This window comes from Nocardiopsis lambiniae, from assembly GCF_031845465.1.
GTDB classification, from domain to species: Bacteria; Actinomycetota; Actinomycetes; order Streptosporangiales; family Streptosporangiaceae; genus Nocardiopsis; species Nocardiopsis lambiniae.
Window position 1 is genome coordinate 176132 of the sequence record NZ_JAVREP010000006.1, and the last position, 17072, is coordinate 193203.

General features: G+C 70.6%; 17 protein-coding genes. 10 read left to right on the forward strand and 7 right to left on the reverse strand.

Going from position 1 to position 17072, the window contains the following annotated elements; genetic code table 11:
• Position 1: 1 nt before the first annotated feature.
• The 4 genes from RM479_RS11575 to RM479_RS11590 are packed head-to-tail and all read right to left on the reverse strand — an operon-like array spanning position 2 to position 4996.
• Positions 2-1075, reverse strand: coding sequence for an ABC transporter permease (locus tag RM479_RS11575; protein ID WP_311511713.1), 1074 nt, complete (start codon positions 1073-1075; stop codon positions 2-4).
• Positions 1072-2190: an ABC transporter permease gene (locus RM479_RS11580; RefSeq protein ID WP_311511714.1), complete on the reverse strand. Its 1119-nt coding sequence runs from the start codon at positions 2188-2190 to the stop codon at positions 1072-1074. The genes RM479_RS11575 and RM479_RS11580 overlap by 4 nt, the downstream gene beginning before the upstream one ends.
• On the reverse strand, positions 2187-3860 hold the full coding sequence (locus tag RM479_RS11585; protein ID WP_311511715.1) for a sugar ABC transporter ATP-binding protein: 1674 nt from the start codon (positions 3858-3860) through the stop codon (positions 2187-2189). The genes RM479_RS11580 and RM479_RS11585 overlap by 4 nt, the downstream gene beginning before the upstream one ends.
• Positions 3857-4996, reverse strand: a complete 1140-nt coding sequence (locus RM479_RS11590; RefSeq protein ID WP_397221916.1) for a Gfo/Idh/MocA family protein — start codon at positions 4994-4996, stop codon at positions 3857-3859. Before RM479_RS11590 ends, RM479_RS11585 begins: the two co-directional genes overlap by 4 nt.
• 114 nt (positions 4997-5110) lie before the next feature.
• On the opposite strand from RM479_RS11590, the gene RM479_RS11595 reads away from it, so the two are divergent.
• Positions 5111-6337, forward strand: coding sequence for an ROK family transcriptional regulator (locus RM479_RS11595; protein ID WP_311511717.1), 1227 nt, complete (start codon positions 5111-5113; stop codon positions 6335-6337).
• A 182-nt stretch (positions 6338-6519) separates the two neighbouring features.
• Here the strand turns inward: RM479_RS11595 and RM479_RS11600 are convergent, their stop codons facing one another.
• Positions 6520-7050 (reverse strand): DUF6069 family protein, encoded by a 531-nt coding sequence (locus RM479_RS11600; RefSeq protein WP_311511718.1) that lies wholly within the window; start codon positions 7048-7050, stop codon positions 6520-6522.
• 127 nt (positions 7051-7177) lie between these two features.
• Here RM479_RS11600 and alr point away from each other — a divergent pair, with 127 nt between their 5' ends.
• The 7 genes from alr to RM479_RS11635 all read left to right on the forward strand — a co-directional run bounded on the left by alr (position 7178) and on the right by RM479_RS11635 (position 12470).
• Positions 7178-8302 (forward strand): alanine racemase, encoded by a 1125-nt coding sequence (alr, locus tag RM479_RS11605; protein WP_311511719.1) that lies wholly within the window; start codon positions 7178-7180, stop codon positions 8300-8302.
• Between the two features lie 192 nt (positions 8303-8494).
• Complete coding sequence (gene tsaE, locus RM479_RS11610) at positions 8495-9043, forward strand: tRNA (adenosine(37)-N6)-threonylcarbamoyltransferase complex ATPase subunit type 1 TsaE (RefSeq protein ID WP_311511720.1); 549 nt, start codon at positions 8495-8497, stop codon at positions 9041-9043.
• 4 nt (positions 9044-9047) lie between these two features.
• Entirely contained in the window at positions 9048-9725 is a 678-nt protein-coding gene (gene tsaB / locus RM479_RS11615; protein ID WP_311511721.1) for a tRNA (adenosine(37)-N6)-threonylcarbamoyltransferase complex dimerization subunit type 1 TsaB, read from the forward strand.
• Between the two features lie 29 nt (positions 9726-9754).
• Entirely contained in the window at positions 9755-10234 is a 480-nt protein-coding gene (gene rimI / locus RM479_RS11620) for a ribosomal protein S18-alanine N-acetyltransferase (RefSeq protein ID WP_397221980.1), read from the forward strand.
• Positions 10227-11267: a tRNA (adenosine(37)-N6)-threonylcarbamoyltransferase complex transferase subunit TsaD gene (tsaD, locus tag RM479_RS11625; RefSeq protein ID WP_311511722.1), complete on the forward strand. Its 1041-nt coding sequence runs from the start codon at positions 10227-10229 to the stop codon at positions 11265-11267. The genes rimI and tsaD overlap by 8 nt, the downstream gene beginning before the upstream one ends.
• Positions 11268-11604: 337 nt before the next feature.
• Positions 11605-12258, forward strand: a complete 654-nt coding sequence (locus RM479_RS11630) for a hypothetical protein (RefSeq protein ID WP_311511723.1) — start codon at positions 11605-11607, stop codon at positions 12256-12258.
• An 83-nt stretch (positions 12259-12341) separates the two neighbouring features.
• The gene (locus tag RM479_RS11635; RefSeq protein WP_311511724.1) at positions 12342-12470 is read left to right on the forward strand and encodes a hypothetical protein; all 129 of its coding nucleotides are present in this window, start codon (positions 12342-12344) and stop codon (positions 12468-12470) included.
• A gap of 98 nt (positions 12471-12568) precedes the next feature.
• Here RM479_RS11635 and RM479_RS11640 read toward each other — a convergent pair whose 3' ends face one another.
• Positions 12569-14335: a S8 family serine peptidase gene (locus RM479_RS11640; RefSeq protein WP_311511725.1), complete on the reverse strand. Its 1767-nt coding sequence runs from the start codon at positions 14333-14335 to the stop codon at positions 12569-12571.
• Positions 14336-14597: 262 nt separating this feature from the next.
• On the opposite strand from RM479_RS11640, the gene RM479_RS11645 reads away from it, so the two are divergent.
• Positions 14598-15137, forward strand: coding sequence for a hypothetical protein (locus tag RM479_RS11645; RefSeq protein WP_311511726.1), 540 nt, complete (start codon positions 14598-14600; stop codon positions 15135-15137).
• Between the two features lie 344 nt (positions 15138-15481).
• Here RM479_RS11645 and RM479_RS11650 read toward each other — a convergent pair whose 3' ends face one another.
• Positions 15482-15916, reverse strand: coding sequence for a VOC family protein (locus RM479_RS11650; RefSeq protein WP_311511727.1), 435 nt, complete (start codon positions 15914-15916; stop codon positions 15482-15484).
• A 121-nt stretch (positions 15917-16037) separates the two neighbouring features.
• On the opposite strand from RM479_RS11650, the gene RM479_RS11655 reads away from it, so the two are divergent.
• Complete coding sequence (locus RM479_RS11655; protein ID WP_311511728.1) at positions 16038-16979, forward strand: zinc-binding dehydrogenase; 942 nt, start codon at positions 16038-16040, stop codon at positions 16977-16979.
• Positions 16980-17072: the final 93 nt, after the last annotated feature.

A 17072-nucleotide genomic window follows, 5' to 3' on the forward strand; every position in this document is an offset into this window, starting at 1 on the left:
ATTACCTCCTGGGAGTGCCGAGCGGTGGCTCGGGTTCGTGGTCCGGTCGCCGTCGGAGGCGTCCCGGAAGTCGGAGTTCGCCTCGGCGGGCGGCATAGGCCACCGCGACGATGATGATGAGCCCCTGCACCGACGGCTGGATGGTGGAGGGCAGGTAGAGCTGGTTGAACAGGGTGAACAGCGCCTCGACGGTGAGAGCGCCCAGTGCGGCGGCCACGACCGTCCCGCGGCCGCCGCCCAGGACGACACCGCCCAGCACCACGGCGGTGATGGCGGTGAACTCCAGACCCTGGCCGACCTGCGCGGTGACCCCGGCGTACCCGCCGATGAGGATCGCCGCGACCGTGGCCATGAGTGCGGATCCGACGAAGGCCAGGGTGCGCGTCCGCTGGACCCGCACTCCGGAGAAGGCGGCGGCGACGTCGTTGTCGCCGGTCGCCATGAGGGAACGGCCGAACGGGGAGCGCATGAGGAACACGGCGACGACGGTCAGCGCCAGCGCGATGAGCACCGCCCACGGCAGCTGGCCCAGGAACGGCACGTCCTCGATCCCGCCCCGGCCCGGAACGCGGAACGACTCCGACAGGGAGCCGGTGGGTGCGCCGCCGGTCCAGTAGCGGACCGCGCCGAACAGGACGAGCATCATGCCCAGGGTGGTGATGATCGAGGGCACCCTGAGCAGGGTCGTGACCAGTCCGTTGACCAGGCCCACCAGCAGTCCGAAGGCGAGCATGAGGCCGATGACCGGCAGGGTCACACCCTCCTCGCCGTCGATGAGTCGGGCCGCGATGACCACCTGGGCGCCGACCAGCGAACCGACCGACAGGTCGAACTCCCCGGAGACGATGACCAGGTACTGGCCCACGGCCAGGACGACCAGCGGTGCCGCCTTCTTGGCGAAGGCCATGAGCGGCGGCCCCTGGAAGAACGACGGGTTCTGGGTGGCGATGACCACGAAGACGAGCACCAGCAGCAGGAGCACCGTGGCGGTGCCGCCCCGGCCGAACGCGGCCAGGGCCGCCGGGTACGGGCGACGCGGGGAGGGGGTCGGACTGGAGGGTGCCGGCGTGGTCATCGTCCGCCTCCTCGGGTGATCGGTGCGGGGACGGCGTCGCCCGGTTCGGAGGGGGGTTCGGTCGGGTCGGGGGAGGGATCGGGCACGGGTGGCGGTGGTCCGCCGGAGGGGAAGCGCACCCGCCCCGCCGACCGGGACGATCGGCCGCGGGCGTAGATGGCCACGGCCGTGATGACGATGACGCCGCGCAGCACGTCCTTGACGAACGGATCCACCGCCAGCACGTTGAACACCGTGTCGAGGGTGGCGAGGATGAACACCCCGGCGAGGGTCCCGGCCACACCGCCGCGCCCGCCCAGCAGGTAGGTACCGCCCAGGACCACCGCGGCGATGGCCTCCAGCTCGTAGCCGTTGCCGTAGACCAGGGCGCTGCCGGTGCCGAACCGGGCGGCCAGCAGCAGCCCGGCCACCCCGGCGGTCATCGAGCACAGGACGTGCGCGGTGATGACGGGGACCCGGTCGCGGACCCCGGACAGTCGGGCCACCTCGGCGTCGCCGCCCACGGCGTACATGTGATAGCCGGTGCGGCTGCGGTGCAGGAAGACGATCGCCGCGATCGCCAGGCCCACCATGACCAGGGTGGAGATCGGCAGCACCCCGAGGCGGGTGTGGCCGAACGCCTGGAAGGCGGCGGGCACGTCCCCGGCCGGACCCTGGAAGTTGGTGTCCAGGAAGCCCTTGATGATGAGCCCCGTGCCGAGGGTGGCGATGAACGGATTGACCCGCAGCCCGGTGACGATGGTGCCGTTGGCCAGGCCGATCAGCGCCGCGAGTCCGAGGGTGGCGGCGATCCCCAGCGGGATCCGGGAGGGGTCGCCCGCCATGGTCGTGGCCGCGACCACGGTGGACAGGGCGGCGACGTACCCGACGGACAGGTCCAGGGACCGGCACAGGATGACCAGGGTCTGGCCGATGGCGAGGAACCCGAGCAGGCTGCTGCGGGTGAACAGGTCGACGGTGTTGGCCGTGGTGAACAGGTTCCGGCCCTGGGACGCCACGTAGACGCTGCTCAGCACCAGCAGGAGGAGCAGGGCCAGGTAGACCGCGCCGGTGGTGCCGGTGCGCGCCCACAGGCCTCGGGCGGTGTCGATGAGGGAGGCGGGGGGACGGTTCACGGTGCGGCCTCCTCGTGTCGGGCGGGGCCGTCCCCGTCGCCCCGGGGGGTCTCGGGGCCGGGCCCGGGGAGGCCCGGAGGACCGGGGGGATCGTGTTCGGCCTGTGCGACCTCCTCGACCACGGCGGTGATCCGGGGGTCCTCCACCCCCGGGTCGGCGGTCTCCGGCGGAGATCCCGTGGCCAGGGCCATGACCTCCTCCTCGCCCGAGCCGCCGGGGAGCCCGCCCGCCACCCGGCCGTCGGCCAGGACGACGAGACGGTCGGACATGCCGATGAGCTCGGGCAGCTCCGAGGAGATGAGCACGATCGCCACCCCCGACGCCGCGAGTTCGCGCATCAGCCGGTAGACGGCCTGTTTGGCGCCCACGTCGATGCCGCGGGTCGGCTCGTCCAGCACCATCACGCCGGGTTCGGCGGCCAGCCACTTGGCGAGTACGACCTTCTGCTGGTTGCCGCCGGACAGGTAGCGGACCTCCTGGGCGCTCCCGCCGTGCGAGACCAGCTCCAGGGAGGAGAGCACCCCGGGCAACCGGGCGGCCCGGGGACCGGACCCGAACGGCCACACGGCGTCCAGGACCAGACGGGCGTTGGCGGCGATCGACTGGTTCAGGGCCAGCCCCTGCGTCTTGCGGTCCTCGCTCACCAGGACCAGACCCGCCCGGATCGCGGCCCGGGGGGAGCGCGGGTCCACCCGGCGGCCGTCCACGACGACCTCGCCCCGGGTGAAGCGGTCGATCCCGAAGAGGGCGTGGGCGATCTCCGTGCGACCGCTTCCCTGAAGGCCGGCCAGCCCCACGATCTCGCCGCCGCGCACCTCGAACGAGATGTCGTCCAGCTGCGGGTTGCCGCCGCCGCGCACCTCCAGGCGCACCTCGCCGGAGCGCTCGCCCCGGGGTTCCAGGTGACCGGGGAAGACCGCCGACACCGGGCGGCCCACCATCATGCGCACCAGGTCGGCGGGGCGGGTGTCGGCGGCCTCCACGGTGTCGACGAGGCGACCGTCCTTGAGGACGGTGATCCGGCTCGCCAGGTCGAAGATCTCCCGCATCCGGTGCGAGACGTACAGCACCGCCACGCCGCGTTCGAGGAGGCGGCCGATGATCCGGTAGAGCACCTCCACCTCGCCCTCGGCCAGCGCGGCGGTCGGCTCGTCCATGGAGATGACGCGGGCGTCGTGCGAGAGCGCCTTGACGATCTCGACCACCTGCTGCCGGGCCACGGACAGGGACCGGACCCGCGCCCAGGGGTCGATGCCCTCCAGGTCCAGGTCGGCGAGCAGGGCGGCGGTGGCGCGTTCCATGGCCCGGCCGTCCACCGTGCCGAACCGGCCCCGGATCTCCCGGCCCAGGAACACGTTCTCGGCGACGGTCCGCTCCGGGAGCAGGTTGAACTCCTGGAAGACGGTGGCCACGCCCGCCCGCTGGGCCTGGACCGGGTGCTCGAAGGAGACGGGGCGTCCGTCCAGTTCGACGACGCCCTCGTCGGCCGGGTGGACCCCGGCCAGGACCTTCATCAGCGTGGACTTGCCCGCGCCGTTCTCACCGACCAGGGCGTGCACCCGTCCCGGGTGCAGCTCCAGGTCGACGCCGTGCAGGACGCGCACGCCCAGGAAGGACTTGGTGATGCCGCTCATGCGGATGACGGGTGCCTCGGGGGGTTCGGCGCTCATCCCCGGTCCACCTCGGCGATGTCGACCCAGCGGTGTTCGCGCGCCGACAGGAGCACGGCCTCGGCGATGATCGCCGCGCGCAGCCCGTCGGCGAAGACCGGCAGCCCCTCGGGGGCGCCGCCGGCCACGGCGTCGGCGGTGTCGGCGACCAGGGCGTTGAAACAGTCCTGGTAGCCCTGGGGGTGACCGACGGGGAGGCCGGAGAGTCTGGCGGCGTCGGCGCTCAGGTCGGGGGAGTCGCGGGAGATGATCGCGGTGCGCCCGCGCCCGCCCGCCCACAGGGTCTCGGGGCGCTCCTGGTCGAAGCGGAGGGACCCCTCGGTGCCGGAGACCTCCAGCACCAGGCTGTTCTTGCGGCCGGGGGAGACCTGGCTGATGACGGCGCTCCCGATGGTCCCGCCCGCCGTCGTGAACTGGAGGGTGACCAGGTCCTCGGTGGCGACCGGGCGTCCGTCGCGGACGTCGTTGAAACGGCCGGTCTGCGCGCTGACGGAGGTGATCCGGTCGCCGGTGACGAACTCCAGCATGTCGCACCAGTGCGAACCGATGTCGCCGAAGGCCCGGGTGGGTCCGCCGATGGCCGGGTCCACCCGCCAGTTGTCCTCCCGCGGGTACAGGAGCCAGTCCTGGAGGTAGCCGCCGTGGGCCAGTCCGACCCGGCCGATGGCACCGGCGGCGACCAGGGCGCGGGCCTCACGGGCCATGGGGTGGAAGCGGTAGGCGAAGGGGACGACGGCGACCCGCTCCGCGGCCTCCGCCGCCGCGGTCATCTCCCGTGCGGTGGCGGCGTCGGTGGCCAGGGGTTTCTCGCACACCACGTGCTTGCCGGCGTCGAGCGCGGCCAGGCTCAGCGGTGCGTGCAGGTGGTTGGGGACGCACACGTGCACCACGTCCACGTCGTCGCTGCGGATCAGGTCGAGCGCGTCGGCGTGGGCGCGTCCGGCGCCGTGGGCGACGCGGAAGGCCTCGGCCTTCTCCGGGGAGGAGCCCGCGACCCCGACCACCGCGCCCCCGTGGGCGCGGACGGCGTGGCCGTGGACCCGCCCCATGAACCCGGTGCCGATGACCGCGGCGCGGTAGGCGTTCGTCGTGGTCGTGGCATCGGATCCGCCGCCGATGCTTGTGACCTTGCTCACTGACATGGTGGAACCGTACGCCGGACTTATGACGATGGTCAAGCATAAGTTGAGAAATGTGACCGCAATAGGGTGACACGAGTCAGTCAATAGATCCTGTGCTTGACTTGTCCCATGACGGAAGACGCGCTGACCGACGCGGCGGCCCTCACTCGGCTCCGCGCCGCTCCCTCCACCACCGCGCTCGGGGCGGGGACCCTGCTCCGACTCCTGCGCGACGGTCGCCCCCGGACCCGCTCCGAGCTCGCCGGGGCCACCGGGCTGGCCCGGTCCACCGTCACCCAGCGGGTGGACGCCCTCCTCGCCAGCGGCCTCATCGGCCCCGCCGGCGAAGCGGTGTCCACCGGCGGGCGTCCGCCCACCACGTTCTCGTTCCGGCCCCGGGCCCGGGTCGTCCTCGCCGCCGACCTGGGCGCCACCCACGCCCGGCTGGCCCTCACCGACATGGCGGCGGACGTCGTCGCCGAGACACGCGCCGACCTCGACATCTCCCTGGGCCCCGAACCCGTCCTCGACTGGGTCATCGAGCGGGGCCGCGCCCTGATCGCCGAGGCCGACCGCGACGTCTCCGAACTCCTCGGCCTGGGCATCGGCCTGCCCGGACCCGTCCAGCACTCCACCGGCCGGGCGGTCAACCCGCCGATCATGCCGGGGTGGGACGGCTTCGACGTGCCCGGCTACGTGGGCGAACGCCTGGCCGTGCCGGTCCTGGTCGACAACGACGTCAACATCATGGCCATCGGCGAACACCACACCGCCTGGCCCACCGCGAGCCACCTGATGTTCGTCAAGGTCGCCACCGGCATCGGCTGCGGCATCGTCAGCGAGGGCCGCGTGTACCGGGGCGCCCAGGGCGCGGCCGGCGACATGGGGCACATCCACGTCGCCACCGGGGCCGACAAGCCCTGCCGCTGCGGCAACACCGGCTGCCTGGAGGCCGTCGCCAGCGGCGCGGCCCTGGCCGCCGCCCTCACCGAGGAGGGCGTGCCCGCCGCCGGCGCCCGCGACGTGGTGGAGCTGGCCCGCAACGGCTCGGTCCCGGCGCTGCGCGCCCTGCGCCAGGCCGGCCGCGACATCGGCGAGGTGCTGGCCGCGTCGGTCAACATGTTCAACCCGTCGGTCATCGTCATCGGCGGGGCCCTGGCCCTGGCCGGCGATCACCTGCTGGCGGGCGTGCGCGAGGTCATCTACCAGCGGTCGCTGCCGCTGGCCACCGAACACCTCAACATCGTCTCCTCGGAGGCGGGGGAGGGCGCCGGCGTCATCGGCGCGGCGGTGCTGGTCATCGAGCACTGTCTGAGCCCGGAGCACGCCGACCGGCTCATCTCCGGCACCGCCTGAGGGGAACGCTCCACGAAGACCGTGCGAGGTCCGGCGCGCGGACTGGCGGCGGGGCACGCCGACCGGGCCATCCTGCCACCGCCTGACCGGGGTGCCCGGTGAGGACCGCGCGGCACCCGCACAGGGGGAGGGGCGGAGCCGATCGGCTCCGCCCCTCCCCTCGATGACCCTGGTTCAGGGGATCACCGGCCGCGCGGTTCCCCGCGGAACTCGGCCTGGTCGACGTCGGGCAGGATGCCCTCGTGGCGCAGGGCCGGCTTCTCGGCGCCGCGGTGGTCGCCGCGGACCACGGCGGTCCGTGCCACGCTGTTCACCAGGATGGCGATGGCCACACCGGCGACCAGGTTGATCAGGGCGGTGCCGACCTGGCTGGCGCCCTCGGCCCCCTGGGTGAACGGGGTCACCACCGCTATGGCGGTGATCAACCCGATGATCCACACGAAGAAGGCACGGGCACGCGGTGCCGCCACCAGCAGCAGGTGCATCAGGGCCGTGGCCGCCAAGGCGGCCACCGCCGCCACCAGGGCGTACAGCGCGGTCCCCGCGTCACCGAGGTAACCGGCCTCCTCAGGGGCCAGCACGGGAATCCCCAGCACACCCCGGACGAACAGGGTGCCCACGAGGATCACCAGTGCCGCCACCACCGCCGTCGCCAGGCCGCCGGACCACAAGCGGACCGCGTTGACGGGTCGTTCGGTTGTGAACTCGTTCATGCCGATACCCCCAGATACGGCGTCGAGTATCGTCGCACTCCGTATACATCCGGATACGTCCGCACTCGGTCGTAGCCCACATACCCGAAGCCCCGCGAAGGTAACCCACACGTGGAAGACTGAGGTCATGGCTCACTTCGCGCACGCTCGCGTCGATCTCGACGCGATCGCCGACAACGCACGGTCGCTCCGCGGGCACGCCGGCGGGACCCCCCTCATGGGCGTGGTCAAGGCCGACGGCTACGGGCACGGCATGCTCCCCGCCGCCCGCGCGCTGCTCGCGGGCGGGGCGGGCTGGCTCGGCACCGCGTTCATCGACGAGGGTCTGCGCCTGCGCGAAGCCGGCATCACCGCCCCCGTCATGTCCTGGATCATCCCCCCGGGCGAACCCCTGGGCGCGGCCATCGAGAACGACATCGACCTCGGCGTCAGCGATCCCCTCCTGCTGGACGCCGTGCTGGCCGAAGCCCGACGGCTGGGGCGCACCGCGCGGGTGCAGCTCAAGATCGACACCGGCCTCAACCGGGGCGGGGTCGGCTCCGCCGAGTGGGGCGACCTGGTGGAGGCCGCCGCCCGCGCGGAGGAGACCGGCGACCTCAAGGTGAGCGGCGTCTGGTCGCACTTCGCCTGCGCCGACGAGCCCGGCCACCCCTCGATCGCCGCCCAGCTCGCGGTGTTCCACGACGCCCTGGCGGCGGCCGACAAGGTCGGCCTCACCCCCGAGGTGCGCCACATCGCCAACTCGGCCGCGCTGCTCACCCTGCCCGAGGCGCGCTTCGACCTGGTCCGGGGCGGGATCGCGAGTTACGGTCTTTCCCCGATCCCGAATTACGACGTGCCCGGATTGCGGCCCGCGATGACCCTGCGCGCCCGCGTCGCCCTCACCAAGCGGGTGCCGGCCGGCAGCGGCGTCTCCTACGGCCACCGCTACGTCACCGACCGCGAGACCACCCTGGCCCTGGTGCCCCTCGGCTACGCCGACGGTGTGCCCCGGGCCGCCACCAACAGGGGGCCGGTGCTCCTCGGCGGACGCCCGCGCGTCATCGCCGGAACGGTGTGCATGGACCAGTTCGTCATCGACGTGGGCGACGACGAGGTGACCGCCGGAGAGTACGCGGTGCTGTTCGGCGACCCGGGCGAGCACCCGGGCACCCCGAGCGCCCAGGACTGGGCCCGGGTCCTGGACACCATCCCGTACGAGATCGTCACCAGGGTGGGCGTCCGGGTCCCCCGCGAGTACGTCGGCGGCTGACCGGCGGTCGGCGGTCGTGTTCCGGCCGGTCCGGGGTGTGGCGTGAACGACCTCCACCGATCGTCCACAACCGGTCACGCGCCCCCGCCGCCCCGCCTAACCTGGGGTGAGGAGGACACACCACCCGGCGGTCGTGCCCTGACCCGGTCGGCCACCGACCGAACCGTACCGACACACAGCCTTGCGAGCCCGATGACAGACGTGACGACCACAGCGAACGCGTCCACCGTCCACGCGGTGACCGCCGCCACCGACGGTGCCATGCGCGCCCTCGGCCACGCCCTGGCCGGCCTCAGCCGACCAGGCGACCTGCTGATCCTGTCCGGCCCGCTCGGCGCGGGCAAGACCACCCTCACCCAGGGGCTGGGCCGGGGGCTGGGCGTGCGCGGCTCGGTCACCTCCCCGACCTTCGTCATCTCCCGCATCCACCCCTCGCTGGTGGGCGGACCGTCGCTCGTCCACGTGGACGCCTACCGCCTCGGCGGGCCCGACGAGATCGACGACATCGATCTCGACATGACCCTCCCCGACTCCGTCACCGTCGTCGAATGGGGCGAGGGCGTCGCCGAGGGCCTGTCCGACGACCGGCTGGAGATCCGGATCGAGCGGCACCCGGACGACGGTCGCACCGTCCACCTCACCCCCGTCGGCCACCGCTGGGCGGGCGTTGCCCTGCCCACCTCCGCGGACATCGCCGAGGAGGGCGCGACCGGCGCCCCCGACGAGAACCCGGAAGGGTAGACGCGTGCTCCTCCTCGCCTTCGACACCGCCACCCCCGCCGTCACCGCCGCCATCGGCGAGTCCGGCGCGGACGGCTCCTTCACCCCGCGCGCGAGCGCGTCCTCCGTGGACGCCCGCCGCCACGGCGAACTGCTCTCCCCGACCATCCGGTCCCTCACCGAGGAGGCCGGGGTCGCCCTGGCCGACCTCGGCGCCATCGCCGTCGGGATCGGGCCCGGCCCCTACACCGGCCTGCGCGTGGGACTGGCCACGGCCCACGCCCTGGCCGACGCCCTCGGCATCGCCTGCCACGGGGTCGCCACCCTGGACGCGCTGGCCTTCGCGACCAAGAGGAACGGGCCGTTCGTCGCGATGACCGACGCCCGCCGCAAAGAGGTGTTCTGGGCGCGCTACGACGACCACCTCACCCGCGTGGGCGAGGTCGCCGTGGAGCGACCGGCCGACCTCCACACCGGCGGGCTTCCGCTGGTCGGCGACGGCGCCCGCATGTACGCCGACGTGTTCGGCGAGGCCGCGTCCGCGCCGGAACCGGTGTACCCGGACGCCACCGCCATGGCCGAGCTGGCCCTGTACCGGCTCCACCGGGGCGAGACGCTCCCCGAACCCACCCCGCTCTACCTGCGTCGCCCCGACGCGGTGGTGCCGGGCGCTCCGAAGAAGGTCCGCCAGTGGGTGAGGTGACACCGGTCCGCGACACCGCGCTGGACGCGGTGCGCGTCGCATCGCCCGAGGGCGTGACCCTGCGGCCCATGACCGCCGACGACGTCGACGCGGTCATGGCGTTGGAGCGGGCCCTGTTCCCGGCGGACGCCTGGACCGAGGGGATGCTCCGCGACGAACTGGCCGAGGTCGCCACCCGCCACTACATCGTCGCCGTCACCGACGAGGGCGGGCCGGTCGGCTACGCCGGACTGCGGTTCGTCCCGCCCGAGGGCGACGTGCAGACCATGGCGGTCGCCGCGTCGGCCTGGGGTCGGGGGATCGGCGGCGCGCTGCTCACCGGCCTCCTCGACCAGGCCGCCCGGCGCGGGGTGACCCACATGTTCCTTGAGGTGCGCTCGGACAACCCGCGCGCCCAGAAGCTCTACGGCCGCTTCGGATTCGAGCGGATCGGCGTCCGACACGGCTACTACAACGGGGCCGACGCCCTGGTCATGCGGCGCGTCGCCGAGGAGGGTACCCATGAGTGACCACGACCTCCCGCTCATCCTGGGCATCGAGACGTCCTGCGACGAGACCGGAGTGGGTCTCGTGCGCGGCTGTGAGCTGCTCGGCGAGTCGGTGGCCTCCAGTGTGGAGCAGCACGTCCGTTTCGGCGGCGTGGTGCCCGAGGTGGCCAGCCGCGCCCACCTGGAGGCCATGACGCCCACCGTTCGGCGGGCGCTGGACTCGGCCGGGGTGAAGCTCTCCGACGTGGACGCCATCGCCGTCACCGCCGGGCCCGGCCTGGCGGGCGCGCTGCTGGTGGGGGTCTCGGCGGCCAAGGCCTACGCGATGGCCCTGGACAAGCCGCTGTACGGGGTCAACCACCTGGTCGGGCACGTGGCCGTGGACCAGCTGGAGCACGGGCCGCTGCCCAAGCCCGCGATCGCGCTGCTCGTCTCCGGCGGACACACGTCGCTGCTGCTGGTCAACGACCTGGCCACCGACGTGGTGTCGCTCGGCGACACCGTGGACGACGCGGCGGGCGAGGCCTACGACAAGGTGGCCCGACTGCTGGACCTGCCCTACCCGGGCGGTCCGCCCATCGACAAGGCGGCGCAGCGGGGCAACGCCAAGTCGATCCGCTTCCCGCGCGGCAAGTGGGGGGACGGCACGTACGACTTCTCGTTCTCGGGGCTCAAGACCGCCGTCGCCCGCCACGTGGAGGACGCCGACCGCCGGGGCGAGCCGCTGGTGGTCGCCGACATCGCGGCGGCGTTCCAGGACTCGGTGGTGGACGTGCTCACCCGCAAGGCGGTCGACGCCTGCGTGGAGCACGGGGTGAGCACGCTGGTGATCAGCGGTGGGGTGGCGGCCAACTCGGCGCTGCGCACCCTGGCCGAGCAGCGCTGCCGCGAGGCGGGCATCACCCTGCGGGTGCCCCGGCCCCGGCTGTGCACCGACAACGGCGCGATGATCGCCGCCCTGGGCGCCGAGGTCGTGGCGGCGGGCCTGCCCCCGTCGACACTCGACCTGGCCACGGACACCTCCCTCCCGGTGGAGTCCCCCCTGGCCGGCTAGCCGCACGCACGAAAGGGGGTCCCGGAGCACCGCTCCGGGACCCCCTTTCGTGCGTCCGCCGGCTGTTCCCTCGGTCCCCGTCGTGGTCGACCATGGCCGTGCCGTGCCGCCGGATGGGTCGTGCCGACCGGGCGAGCGCATCGACCGGCGACTCCACGGCGGCCCGAGCCGGCAGCAGGTCCTGCCGGTCGTCCTCGACGACCACGGCATCGGGTGTCGAACATCCTCGGGGAACGTCGCGTCCCACACCGTGATCGCATGAGATGTCCGGGCCGGGCGGCGCGTCGGCACACGGCGCGGACGGGTGGGCCGTGTGCGGCATCCGCCCGGACGGTTCATGCGGGCGATCCCCGCCTACGGAAAGGTCTTCATGTTCCGCCGCACCCTGTCCTCCGCCTTCTGCGCGATGCTCGTCGTGTTCCCGCTCTCGGCCTGCGGTGGGGGAGCGCCCGCTTCCGGTTACGAGCGGCATCGATCGGCGAACTTCACGGTGGAACTGCCGGTGGACTGGTATGACGAGGGGAGACTCCACATCCACTGGGACACGAAGGACCACGGTCTCGAAACCGGCGTCATCAGGGGACCCGACCACGATGTCGTCGTCCACACGATCTGGGCCGGTCTCGATTCCGGAGAGAGCGCCGTGGAGTGGACGGAGGAGAGGGAGTCCGAGACCTCGGAGGCCGCCGAATCCTATGAGCGACTCTCCCTGGAGGAACGGAGACTGGCGAACCTGTTCAGCGTGAACGGTTCCACCGCGCTCTTGGAGTTCGAGGCGGTCCTCGAACAGGGCGAACGCTGGTGGATCCACGTCGACGTCGACGACCCCCACCGGCTCGTCCTCCAGAAGGTCGTCACGAGGGAGGACACGGGCATGGCGTACGGCATCCGGGTGAGCCTCCCGGCCGTGGACGCGGAGAGGCATCGGGAGATGGCCACCACGATCGTCGACTCCTTCGAACCGCATGTCTTCGACGACTCCGACGTCTGACCGGACGGTGGGGGTGACCCCTCCACCCCTCCAGCCGCTGGTGAGGGCCTCAAGGACGAAGAAACGGAATCCTCGCATGGCCGATGGGGGAGTCCATCGCCCATCGACCCGACCTCATCACCAGCGGGCTCGGTCTCACGGTCGACACCCACCGCAAGGGACGGGCCCGATCCCCAGGCGCGGGCGCCGACGTCCTGACGGCCACTCCGTGATCTGGTAGCGCCCCGGATCTCTGCGTACGGCTCGCGGCGGTACACGGGGGAGAGACCGGGGCACGGGTGTTCTGGGAGGTGTTCCGACTTCGGCGTTCCTACAGCTGTATCAAGCCGTGACCGCAAGAGAGCGGGTCGCTCCCAGGGATCTGAGAACGATCCTTGTACCGCAGTCTCTCTTTGATCTTCGTCGCATCGAGGTCTGGCTCCTTCGACAGCAGAAGAGCGACCACGCCGGAGACGAACGCGCTGGCCATGCTCGTTCCGGAGTCCACGACGTGGAGCCGGTCCACCACGTCCTTCGTATCGAACGAGGCATCCCGAGATCGGGCGGAGACGATCATCACCCCGGGGGCCACCAGGTCGGGCTTGGCGAGGCCGTCCCGGCGGGGCCCCCTGCTGCTGGTCAACACCACCGTGCCGAGATCCAGATCCTCGATCCCCCGTCGGTGCCCACCGCTGTCATTCCAATACTTCTTGGTCGTATACGCTCCTGCGGTGATGGCCGATGTCGAACATCCGGGAGAGGATACGGTCATATCCCCTCGTGCGTGCGGTTCTTTGAACTTGATACCTTTTTCACCCCACATGTCCACGCGAACCCCCTTCTTCCCGGCTGGGTTCTTCAGATGCAGGGTGAACTCCCTCTCGGATGCGCCGTGCCCTTCGGGTGCCAGTAGAAATATGAAGATCTCGTGGTCATGGTTGACGGGATCAGCGCCGGGTGTGGATACCCTCGCCTTCCATCCTCCGGAGAATCCATAGCTCAGGTAGGGGGCCTTGTTCTCCCCCTGTGGCAGGATCTTCTGGAAATTTCTTCCTTCTTCTCCGCGTTCGCTCAGGCAGACTTCAAGTCTCTCCTTTCCCGAATACCAACCGGTCAGGAATATCCTGTTACCGGCAGAGGGAGAAGCGCTGAAGTGCACCTTGGTAATCTTCGGACCTTCGACCACCGCTTCGGCCCGTATGTCGTCCAAGGCTTCGTTGCCCGCCGCGCAGCAGACAACACGCCCAGGCCCGGATGCCTTGTCGATCGCCACGCACATGGGGCTGGTGCCGTCGTGCGGGTCCATGTGCGTGCCGAGACTGATGTTCACCACCGCGGGTCGATTCATCTCCTCGGCCACATCGAAGATGTACCGCATGCCGTCAATGACGTGGGCGCTCAGGTTGTTGTAATCGACCTTGACCACCACGAGATCGGCCTCCGGGGCCACCCCTTTGTACAGGGATTCGGAACCTGACGCGATTCCGGAAACATGCGTTCCGTGGCCGTTGGTATCCTTTATCTCACCGAATTCAGGCTTGACGAACTCTGCCCCGTAATCATATTTTCCCGGTTTCCTGCGACGGTCGTCGTAGGAAAACCCACCGCCGTGCGGGACGGTCTGGTCCCAGACCCTCAGTATCCGTTCGGAGAAGGCCGGATGGTCCGGGTCGATACCGGAGTCGATCACGCCGATGATCACGCCTTTGCCCCCCAGTCCCGTCCGCTTCGTGAACTGCGGGACGCCCACCACGGGGGCTGCGGCGTCCATGTGCCGGCCGAGGGGTCGTGCGACGCTGACGCGGAGTACGCCCGGGTGTTCCGTGAGCCTGTGCAGCCGGCCGACCTCGGCGATCCCCGTGCGCACGTTCCCGAAGTCGGTGTTGATCTCGATGCCGTCGTCGAGGACTTCGCTGAGATCGGTCTCTTCACGGCATTCCAGTGTGAAGACCACTCGGGTCCGTACATCGGGATCGGGGGAGGAAAAAAGCGATTCCACATCCGCGAAGCCGGAATGTGAAAAAGAATCTTCATGTCCCTTTTTTCTGTGCTCCTCGATGATTGCGGCTGTCTCTGGGGAGAGTTTGGAAAAGTCCATGGCCACGGACCCTACCATGAGAAATTTGCTCGGAGTGGGCGTGGTTGTGCATTTATTTCACTCCCTCGTGAATGTCACGATATGCGCCATGGTTCCATAATTATTGTGGTTGACTTTCTCCTATGTGCTTGATAACTCTGGTTGCGAGCAGGACTGCCGGGGTTCTCCCTGGTCGCTGCGCTACGAAAAGGATTTTTTCATGACAACCATTGAGTCCCCGAAGATTTCGGACCATGAGTTCGATGCTCTGATCGACAGCATGGTGGCGCACACGAACCTCCAGTTCGCCGCCATCTACGCAGGAGGAGCGGACGCCGAGGTCACGGAGTACGCGCTGCCGAGTAGGTACTCCTTCTACTCCGAGGAGGGCGACAAGAATTACGGATGGCTCCCGGAGGACGTCAAGGCCGCGTTCGCGGAGCACAAGAACGGAAACCAGATCCTCGCCAAGGCGAACGAGGACAACAGCACCGCCCTGGTGGACAAGAAGAAGTCAAACCAGATCAGTGACGATGATTTCGACAAGGCGGTGGACAGGCAGAAGGAGGAGAACAAGGAGAAGTACAATAAGAGTCAGGACGATCTGGCGGCGAAGCTGAAGAAGGCCAAGAACGGAAAGACGAACGAGCAGCGCGGGGGGATCCTCAGCGCCTTGCAGGACGTCTCCAACGCCCTGGTGAACCTCTGGGAGAAGGTGAAGAACTTCCTCGACAAGTTGGCTCAGGCGCTTCAGGACGCGGTCCAGTGGATCGTCAACGCCTGGAACGAGGTCAAGAACTGGTTCGCCAAGACCTTCGGCTGAACCCGCGAAAAACCGCATGCCCACTGATCACCCGCTCTCGGGGCACGGCCTGTTCGGGCGCCGGAACCACCGGTGCGCTGTAGACGAACCCAAGGGCCGCCGAGAACGAGGCGCACATGACATGGCCCTGCCCGTACTCGTCGCCGCGTGCGGGCAGGGCCTCGTGCTTCGGTTTCTCGTCTCATGTGGCTTCTCGACGGTCCGGCCGCGTGCCGACGGTGGAACGCCGTGCGTCGGATGAGCCGTGGTGACCGTTCCAGCGGGTGGCGTCCGAAGCGCCCACCCGACCTCGGAGGTCGACGGGGGCGCGGGCCGAGGCGGAGTGGGGCGGGGTTCTTTCCGCCTCAGCCGAGGCGGACGGTCCCGTCCTCGTCGACGCGCCAGTGCGGGTTGTGCGCGATCTCCCAGACGACGCCGTTGGGGTCCGCCACGTGGGCGTGGAACACGCCGCCGAACGCGCCCTCCTGCGGCGGCTTGAGCACGGTCCCCCCGGCGGTCGCCATCGCGGCCACCAGGTCCCGCACCTCCTGTGGTCCGCCGACGTTGTGGGCCAGGGTCAGCCCCGAGGGCGCGACGGGAGCGTCGCCGGCGCCGCCCAGGTCGCGGTCGAACTTCACGGCGTCGAAGAAGCCGAGCAGCAGCCCCGGTGCCACCTGGAAGAAGACGATCTCCCCCGCCACGTCCAGGCGCGGCTCCCAGCCCAGTCCTTCGACGTAGAAGCGGCGGACGGCCTCCAGATCGGGGGTGGCCAGGGTGATGAAGTGGGCGCGTTGTTCCATGGGTCGGTACCTTCCCACCGACGGACGACGATCCTCCACGGCCTCCCGACGCGGAAGAAGATCGTCTCCGGGGCGGGCCGGGGCTAGAACCGGGTTCGGTCGGTGTGGTCCACTACTGGACATGTTCGCGATCACAGCAGCACGCTCGTCCTTCGAAGACCCCCTCTCCGCGCTGGAGGCGGGTGAGCGCCCCGACCCCGAACCCCGCGACGGGTGGACGGTCGTCGACGTCAAGGCCGCCTCGCTCAACCACCACGACCTGTGGAGCCTGCGCGGGATCGGCCTTCCCGCCGAACGCCTTCCGATGATTTTGGGCTGCGACGCCGCCGGGATCGACGAGGACGGCAACGAGGTCGTCGTCCACGCGGTGGTCGAGGACGGCGGCTCCCGCCCCACGATCCTGTCCGAGAAGTACGATGGCGCGTTCGCCGAACGGATCCTCGTGCCCCGGGCCAACCTGCTGCCCAAGCCGCCGGAGCTGTCCTTCGAGGAGGCGGCCTGCCTGCCCACGGCCTGGCTCACCGCCTACAGCATGCTGTTCGGCAAGATCGACCTGCGTCCCGGGTCGACGATCCTCGTGCAGGGCGCGGGCGGCGGTGTGTCCGTGGCGCTGGTCCGGCTGGCCGTGCAGGCGGGCCACCGGGTGTACGTCACGAGTCGCGACGAGGGCAAGCGCGAGAAGGCGCTGGACATGGGCGCGTACGCGGCGGTGCCGACGGGGGACCGGCTGCCCGAGCGGGTGGACGCGGTGTTCGAGTCGGTCGGCCAGGCCACCTGGGCGCACTCGGTGCGCTCCCTCAAGCCCGGCGGGGCCATCGTCATCTGCGGCGCCACCAGCGGTGAGGCGCCCCCGGCCGAGCTGACCCGGGTGTTCTTCCTCCAGTTGCGGGTCATCGGTTCGACGATGGGCACGAAGGAGGAGCTGGCGACCCTGACGGAGATGTGCGCCCGCACCGGGGTGCGGCCGGTCATCGACCGGGTGCTGCCGCTGGACCGGGCGGCCGAGGGCTTCCGTGCGATGGCCGAGGGCGCTCTGTTCGGCAAGGTCGTCTTCACGGTCTGACGGGGTGTGGAGCGCCGCCCCCCGTCGGAGGTCGGGTGGGGGAGCCCTCTTCACGCGGGAGGGCGGGGCGCCTCGGCGCCCCGCCCCTCATCG

What these genes read in the sequence shown, in the direction of transcription:
- RM479_RS11650 (WP_311511727.1), bottom strand. Translation starts at nt 15,916, where the DNA reads ATGGAACAACGCGCCCACTTCATCACCCTGGCCACCCCCGATCTGGAG.
- RM479_RS11575 (WP_311511713.1), bottom strand. Translation starts at nt 1,075, where the DNA reads ATGACCACGCCGGCACCCTCCAGTCCGACCCCCTCCCCGCGTCGCCCG.
- tsaD (WP_311511722.1), top strand. Translation starts at nt 10,227, where the DNA reads ATGAGTGACCACGACCTCCCGCTCATCCTGGGCATCGAGACGTCCTGC.
- RM479_RS11640 (WP_311511725.1), bottom strand. Translation starts at nt 14,335, where the DNA reads ATGGACTTTTCCAAACTCTCCCCAGAGACAGCCGCAATCATCGAGGAG.
- RM479_RS11585 (WP_311511715.1), bottom strand. Translation starts at nt 3,860, where the DNA reads ATGAGCGCCGAACCCCCCGAGGCACCCGTCATCCGCATGAGCGGCATC.
- tsaE (WP_311511720.1), top strand. Translation starts at nt 8,495, where the DNA reads ATGACAGACGTGACGACCACAGCGAACGCGTCCACCGTCCACGCGGTG.
- RM479_RS11595 (WP_311511717.1), top strand. Translation starts at nt 5,111, where the DNA reads ATGACGGAAGACGCGCTGACCGACGCGGCGGCCCTCACTCGGCTCCGC.
- RM479_RS11655 (WP_311511728.1), top strand. Translation starts at nt 16,038, where the DNA reads ATGTTCGCGATCACAGCAGCACGCTCGTCCTTCGAAGACCCCCTCTCC.
- RM479_RS11600 (WP_311511718.1), bottom strand. Translation starts at nt 7,050, where the DNA reads ATGAACGAGTTCACAACCGAACGACCCGTCAACGCGGTCCGCTTGTGG.
- alr (WP_311511719.1), top strand. Translation starts at nt 7,178, where the DNA reads ATGGCTCACTTCGCGCACGCTCGCGTCGATCTCGACGCGATCGCCGAC.
- RM479_RS11635 (WP_311511724.1), top strand. Translation starts at nt 12,342, where the DNA reads ATGGGGGAGTCCATCGCCCATCGACCCGACCTCATCACCAGCGGGCTC.
- RM479_RS11630 (WP_311511723.1), top strand. Translation starts at nt 11,605, where the DNA reads ATGCGGGCGATCCCCGCCTACGGAAAGGTCTTCATGTTCCGCCGCACC.